3 protein-coding genes are annotated in these 2,635 nt (G+C 59.3%); 2 read left to right on the top strand and 1 reads right to left on the bottom strand.

Translation table 11 applies throughout. From position 1 onward, the window contains the following. Window positions 1-401 (bottom strand): hypothetical protein (locus tag QZ213_RS27030; protein ID WP_291689106.1); only part of this gene is annotated, 401 nt, incomplete at its 3' end. Window positions 402-974: 573 nt separating this feature from the next. On the opposite strand from QZ213_RS27030, the gene QZ213_RS27025 reads away from it, so the two are divergent. Then, window positions 975-2,111: an MlaE family lipid ABC transporter permease subunit gene (locus QZ213_RS27025; protein WP_291689105.1), complete on the top strand. Its 1,137-nt coding sequence runs from the start codon at window positions 975-977 to the stop codon at window positions 2,109-2,111. A gap of 3 nt (window positions 2,112-2,114) precedes the next feature. After that, on the top strand, window positions 2,115-2,635 hold a 521-nt coding region (locus QZ213_RS27020; RefSeq protein ID WP_291689104.1), incomplete at its 3' end, for an ATP-binding cassette domain-containing protein.

Below are 2,635 nucleotides of genomic sequence, written 5' to 3'. Positions count from 1 at the left end.
ACGGGGTTGACGATGAGATTGGCGCCGTAACGGATTGGTGCAGTTGCCGAGCGTCCGAGCGATTTCGCAAAAGTATCAGATTGCGAAATCTTTTCGAGCTCATCGAGTGCCGTGAGTTCCTGGATAAATACTTTTGTGAGTTCGATACCATCTACTTGGAATTTACCGTATTTAGTGTCGACTACAAAAATGAGCATATTTCCATCGCTGCGCACTCTTGCGGCGACGTGATAGTTATTCCCCTCGGTAAGCGCGCCAAGGTAAGTCGCCGCACTTCGTTCCTGGGGTATCTCAAATGCTGCCAAAGGAGCAAATGCGCTGCCGGCACCTAAGCAACCCAGCACAACAGCGACTTGGATGCTTATTCGCGTCCTGGCCTTCGTAGTCAGAATGACAGGCATATGTCGACATTCCCCAGACAAACCCCGAAACGGCGTGGACGATAACAGACGGTGGGGTAACCAGGAAGCCATAGGCGGGCTGGACTCGATGGCAATGACAGGCTCGCGGCGGATTGTACCTTGGGCCACGATATCCGCACCGCTCGCAGCGCAGACGCGGCGCGATAGACGGCACCGGAACATCATCGAATTAGCCATTCACGTCTTAAATGCTGCGGTGTGCTGCCTCGCCCGGGTGCGGCACACAGCGATGGTGCGCGCGCCGTTGGCGAATTTGACATTAACCTTTCGTTAACCTTAAGAGTTAAACGGCATTTAAGATTCTTACCAATTTGTTAACTTAAATGTTGAGGTGCGTGGAGGACATCGGGCGGGCAACAATTTGCGCGAGATATGGCCGTGGATCATGGCCCTTGCTTGCCGATCGACCAGCGGCGCAACCGCAGAGTTCCGCGGTAACGCTTCCACCGGCTTACTCGTCCTGACTCATCGGCGGTCTGCTGAATATTCCGGCCCGAAAAGGGCCTTGCACAAGCATTCGGCACGCTTTTGCATCGACGAAGGAGCGGCATTGTGACGGCAGGGACCTTGATCAGCGGCCAATCACGCGGCGAGGGCCTCGATCTTGCCGCCGCCGGATCGTGGACGGCCGAGCATGCGCGCACGCTTGAGCCGCAGGTCGACGCTGCGACCCGCACCAATTCGCAAGTGCGCAGAATCGCCATCGACGTGGCGCGGATCGACCGGCTCGACACCTTCGGCGCCTGGCTTCTGGAACGCGCGATGCGCACCTGGACCAGCCAGGGATGCGAGACCAGACTGATCGGCCTGCACGACGACTATCGCGGTCTGTTCGAAAAGGTCCATGCCGGGACCCACAAGCTGACGCCCGAGCCGCCAAAGCAGAACTCCATCATCGCAACCTTGGAGAGCGTCGGCCGGAACATGGCGGGAGCTGGCGGCGACTTTGTCATGCTGGCGCAGATGATCGGGGCGCTGATGGTCGCGGCTAAGCGGGTGGCGGTGCGCCCGTGGACCTTCCGCCTCACATCGATGATCAACCATCTCGAGCGCGTGTGCTGGCATGCGGTGCCGATCATTCTGCTGATTACCGTTCTAATCGGCGCCATCCTCGCCCAGCAGGGCATCTTCCATTTCCGCAAATTCGGCGCCGACATCTACGTCATCGATATGGTTGGCGTGCTGGTGCTGCGCGAAGTCGGCGTGCTGATTGTCTGCATCATGGTGGCCGGCCGTTCCGGCAGCTCCTACACCGCCGAGCTCGGCGCGATGAAAATGCGCGAGGAGGTCGATGCCTTGCGCACGATGGGTTTCGACCCCGTCGAAGTGCTGATTCTCCCGCGCATCGTCGCGCTCGTTATTGCGGTGCCGGTCCTAACCTTTCTCGGCTCGATGGCCGCGCTTTATGGAGGCGGCGTGGTGGCCTGGGCCTACGGGGGCATCGAGCCGCCGGTATTTCTGTCGCGGCTGCAAGAAGCGATCACGGTCGAGACGTTCGAAGTCGGGATCCTCAAGGCTCCGTTCATGGCTCTGGTCATCGGCGTTGTCGCCTGTGTCGAAGGGCTGCAGGTGCAAGGCAGCGCCGAGTCGCTCGGCGAGCAGACAACCAATTCGGTGGTCAAGTCGATCTTCCTCGTCATCGTGCTCGACGGCATGTTCGCCATGTTCTTCGCTTCGATCGGAATGTAGCCGATGGCAAACGCTCCGGCAGAAACCGTCATCCGCGTGCGCGATCTGGTTGTCGACCTGAAGGCGCATCGGGTTCTCAACGGGGTCAATCTTGACGTGTATCACGGCGAGATCCTCGGCTTCGTCGGCGCCTCTGGCGCGGGCAAGTCGGTCTTGTTGCGCACGATTATCGGATTGCTGCCAAAGCGGCAGGGACGCATCGAAGTGCTCGATGTCGACCTCGATCAGGCTGATGAGGATCAAAGGCAGGGGATCGAGCGGCGCTGGGGCATCCTCTTTCAGCAAGGTGCGTTGTTCTCCTCGCTGACCGCCGGCCAAAACGTCGAATTTCCGATCCACGAATATCTCGATCTTTCGGATCGCCTCATGACCGAGATGGCGATCACCAAGCTGGAAATGGTCGGCCTGAAGCCGGACGTCTATCGGAAATATCCGTCGGAGTTGTCAGGCGGCATGATCAAGCGCGTCGCGCTCGCCCGGGCGCTGGCGCTCGATCCCGAGATTTTGTTCCTGGACGAACCCAC

The sequence above is a fragment of the Bradyrhizobium sp. genome (assembly GCF_017881085.1).
In the GTDB taxonomy this organism is placed as follows: Bacteria; Pseudomonadota; Alphaproteobacteria; order Rhizobiales; family Xanthobacteraceae; genus Bradyrhizobium.
Note: the sequence above shows the minus strand (reverse complement) of the source record. Positions and strands in the feature narration are given on the sequence as shown.